This is a genomic window from Mumia sp., from assembly GCF_028803055.1.
GTDB lineage: Bacteria > Actinomycetota > Actinomycetes > Propionibacteriales > Nocardioidaceae > Mumia.
Genome location: NZ_JARBCJ010000079.1, coordinates 1 through 3,873, shown reverse-complemented (window position 1 = coordinate 3,873; position 3,873 = coordinate 1). Strand labels below are relative to the sequence as shown.

Here is a 3,873-nt window from a genome sequence, read left to right as displayed (position 1 = left end):
ACGTGACCGGACGGACCACCGAGCACGGCGGAGCGGGCGACTCGTCCGTGCTGACCGCCTTCGGCGTCTTCCAAGGCATGCGCGCGGGCGCCGAGTTCGTGTGGGACACGCCGTCGTTGTCGGGTCGCCGCGTCGGCGTCGCCGGTGTGGGCAAGGTCGGCCGACACCTCGTCGCTCACCTCGTCGAGGACGGCGCAGACGTCGTCGTCACCGACGTCGATCCGGCCGCCATCGAGGCCGTACGGTCGGCGCACCCGTCCGTGCGGGTGGCGGCGGACACCGCAGCGCTGGTCCGCGAGCCGCTCGACGTCTATGCCCCGTGCGCGCTCGGAGGAGCCCTCGACGACGAGACGGTCGCGACGCTCAGTGCGCGGCTCGTCTGCGGCGGCGCCAACAACCAGCTGGCCCACGCCGGGACCGAGGAGCTGCTCGCGCAGCGCGACATCGTGTACGCGCCGGACTACCTCGTCAACGCCGGCGGGCTGATCCAGGTCGCCGACGAGCTCGAGGGCTTCTCGTTCGACCGGGCCAGGGCACGAGCGGCCCGGATCTACGCGACCACGCTCGACGTCCTGCACCGGGCGAAGGCCGAGAGCGTCGCGCCGTCCACAGCGGCCGACCGCATCGCGGAGCAACGCATGCGCGAGATCTCCCGCCTGCGGGGCGTCTGGCTGCCCTGACGCCCCGCAGTCTCAGGCGTCGTCGTCGATTCGCAGAGCGTGCTTCACGCGGTGCGCCAGCCTCCGGCGGGGCGTGACCGCGTTGGAGCGACCGCGCTTCCAGTAGCCCGAGATGTCGGCCGTGGAGCCGTTGACCAACCCGTGCTCCTTCGCCCAGCGGCGTACCGGCTTGAGCAGTCCGGCCTCGCCTCCGGCCCACAACGTCCAGGGCTCGTCGGCGGGAAGGTCCAGCCCGGCGAGGAACGGCTCGAACCCCCGGTCGGCCACCTCCGGGTCGTCCTCGTGCAGCCAGGTGACCTCGACGCCCTCACGGACAACGAGGTCCTGCTCCTCGGCGGCGTCGGGGACGAGGAGCGCCACCCGTGCGCGGACACCGTGCGGAAGCTCCTCCACGATGCGGGCCGCGGCCGGCAGCGCCGTGTGGTCGGCCAGCACGACTCGGTAGGCGAAGGCGGGCGGCGCCACGTAGCCGGCTCGCGGTCCGGCGACCCACAACCGGTCGCCGGGCTGGACGGACTCAGCCCAGTCGGAGGCGAGTCCGCCGGGGTGGACGACGAAGTCCATCCAGACCTCGCCGCGCTCGCGATCGAAGCGGCGGACGGTGTACTCGCGCGTCGGCGGGAAGGGCTTCGGCCAGTGCAGGTGGTCGCCGTCGGCCACGGGTGCACGGGTCATCCCGGTCTCGGGGTCGGGGAACACGAGCTTCACGTGCTCGTCGGGTGCCCGGGCCTCCCACCGCGCGAGATCGCCGCCGAGAACCAGGCGCACCATCCGTGGCGTGAGCTGGTCACGTCGAAGGACCTCGAGCTCCTGGATCCCGATCGGGTGGTCCAGCAGCGTCAGGGTCGGGCCGGCGAGCGTCGGGGTGTCACCGTGCCGCGGCATAGGCCTTAGCCGCCTTCTCGATGTCCTCGGCCTGACGCTGGGCCGCCTCGAACGTGTAGATGGTGCCCGAGGTCAGCGGGTACGCGTGCCCTGCGCGGGCAGCCGGCAACCGGGTGAACGAGGGCATCGCGATCAGCTTCTGGTTCTCCGGGTTCACCGAGCCGTCGAGGTTCGCGTCGTAGAGCAGGACCTTGGACTCGGCAAGACTCGGCAGGTTCTCGGTCGCGAGCTCGGTGACGTAGCGGTCGGGGTTCTCGGTGTAGTCGGCGTTGTAGCCGAACCCGGCGGCCTGGAGACGTTCGTACGTCAGCGACTTGCTGGTCTCGACGAAGAGGACACCCTCGGAGAAGCCGAGCGACGTCGCGTTCGCGTCGGCGAGCGCGTCACCGTACTGCGTCTTCACGTCGGCGAGCGTGGCGTCGAGCTCCTTCTCACGCGCGTCGTAGTCGGACGACTTCCCGACGAGGTCGGCGACGGTGGGGTAGTTGTCCCAGACGTCGGTCGGCTCCGCGATCTCGAGGATCACCGTCGGTGCGATCTCCTCGAGGTCGCCGTAGTCGACGCCGAGTCCCCCGTTGTCCATGCCGATGATCAGGTCGGGATCGGCTTCGATGACCTTCTCGATGTCGATCCCGTCGAAGCTGCCGACGGCCGGGGTGTCCTTGACCTCGGCGAACTGCTCGGCCGGGATCTCCTCGGCCACCAGCTCGCCCTCGAGCTGTCCGACGGGCTTCACGCCGAGCTCGGCGAGCATCGCGCCGGTGCGCCACAGCGCGACGACCCTCTTGGGCTCGACCGGGATCTCGACCTTCTTGCCGGTGAAGGTCGACTCGACCGTCCGGGTCTCGCCCTCGTCCCCGCTGGCTTCCTCGTCGCTGCCACCACAGCCCGAGACGGTCAGGGCGGTAGCCGCCACCATCGCGGCTGCTGTCCTGAGGGAAGACCTGACGCGCATGTTGCTCCTTCTGTCGACCAGCACGGCCCCGCCTCCTGACGAGGTGTTGGTGAGGCTAACCTAAGCGTGTGGTCGTGCTCACTCCCGGGTCGGACGTCGGACGGCGTACGGCAGTGATGCTGGCGCTGGTCGCGGCGACCGTCGCGGTGGCGGCCCTCAGCCTCGCGGTCGGCAGTCGCAGCATCGGGATCGGCGAGGTCCTGGGGGCGCTCCTCGGCCGCGCGGACTCCGACAACGCCACCGTCATCACCTCCCAGCGACTGCCCCGTACCCTGCTCGCCCTGGTGGCCGGAGCCGCCCTCGGCGTGGCCGGCGCACTGATGCAGGGCCACACCCGCAACCCGCTCGCCGAGCCCGGGCTCTTCGGGGTGAACGCCGGCGCGACGTTCGGTGTGGCCGTGCTCGTCTTCGCGCTGGGCGTCCAGTCCTCGGTGGCCACGGTCGTCGCGGCGTTGATCGGCGCGGGCGCGGTGTCCACGATCGTCTTCCTGCTGGGGCTCGGCAGCCTCCGCAGGGGCGCGATGGTGATGCTCGCGGTGCTGGGGACGACGATGGCCGCACTGCTGAGCGCGCTGACTGCAGCGCTCATCCTGCTCGACAGACAGACGCTCGACGTCCTGCGCTTCTGGGAGGTGGGCGCCGTCTCGAACCGCGACCTCGAGCTCGCCGGTCCACTGGTCGTGGTGGTCTGTGCCGGGTTCGTGCTGGCGACGGCGAACGCCTTCTCGCTCAACGCCCTCACGCTCGGCGAGGACGTCGCGCAGGCGCTCGGCACGCGGGTACGGCGGAGCCGCGTGGTCGGCATCGTGGCGGTGACCCTCCTGGCCGGGGCTGCGACGGCGGTGTGCGGTCCCCTCGCGTTCGTCGGGCTCGTCGCGCCGCACGCCGCGCGGTTCCTCAGCGGCCACGACTACCGCTGGCTCGTCCCGTACGCGGGGCTGGTCGGGGCCGTCGTGCTGACCGCCGCCGACACCGTGGGCCGCGTCGCGGCGCCGCCCGGTGAGCTGCAGGCGGGTGTCGTCGTGGTCCTCGTGGGGGCGCCGTTGTTGATCGCGATCACGCGGCGTCGAAGGTTGGTCGCGCTGTGAGCGCGCGTCGGGACAGCGCTGTGAGCGCGCGTCGGGGTGTGGGTGTCCGGATCGGGCCGTTCGGCGTCCTGGTCCGCCGACGTGCCGTCGTCTGGACCGCGATCGTCACCATCACCCTTCTCGCGGTCACCGTCCTGGCGGTCCTCACCGGCACGCTCGACCTGCCTGCGTCCCGGGTCTGGGCGGCGCTGACGGGACGCGGATCGTCGGTCGATCACCTCGTCGTGGTCGACCGGCGGCTGGTCCGCGCCGTCACCGCGATCCT

At 71.6% G+C, this 3,873-nt stretch carries 5 protein-coding genes; 3 read left to right on the top strand and 2 right to left on the bottom strand.

Annotation, left to right across the window (positions count from 1 at the left end; all coding sequences use genetic code 11):
• On the top strand, positions 1-680 hold a 680-nt coding region (locus tag PV363_RS09385), incomplete at its 5' end, for a Glu/Leu/Phe/Val dehydrogenase family protein (RefSeq protein WP_301022193.1).
• A gap of 12 nt (positions 681-692) precedes the next feature.
• Here the strand turns inward: PV363_RS09385 and PV363_RS09380 are convergent.
• Both PV363_RS09380 and PV363_RS09375 read right to left on the bottom strand, forming a co-directional pair.
• Complete coding sequence (locus PV363_RS09380; RefSeq protein ID WP_220343272.1) at positions 693-1,565, bottom strand: siderophore-interacting protein; 873 nt, start codon at positions 1,563-1,565, stop codon at positions 693-695.
• Complete coding sequence (locus tag PV363_RS09375) at positions 1,549-2,484, bottom strand: ABC transporter substrate-binding protein (protein ID WP_220343271.1); 936 nt, start codon at positions 2,482-2,484, stop codon at positions 1,549-1,551. The genes PV363_RS09380 and PV363_RS09375 overlap by 17 nt, the downstream gene beginning before the upstream one ends.
• A 104-nt stretch (positions 2,485-2,588) precedes the next feature.
• Here PV363_RS09375 and PV363_RS09370 point away from each other — a divergent pair, with 104 nt between their 5' ends.
• Both PV363_RS09370 and PV363_RS09365 read left to right on the top strand, forming a co-directional pair.
• Entirely contained in the window at positions 2,589-3,608 is a 1,020-nt protein-coding gene (locus PV363_RS09370) for an iron ABC transporter permease (protein WP_301022192.1), read from the top strand.
• Positions 3,609-3,628: 20 nt separating this feature from the next.
• Positions 3,629-3,873 (top strand): hypothetical protein (locus PV363_RS09365; RefSeq protein WP_301022191.1); only part of this gene is annotated, 245 nt, incomplete at its 3' end.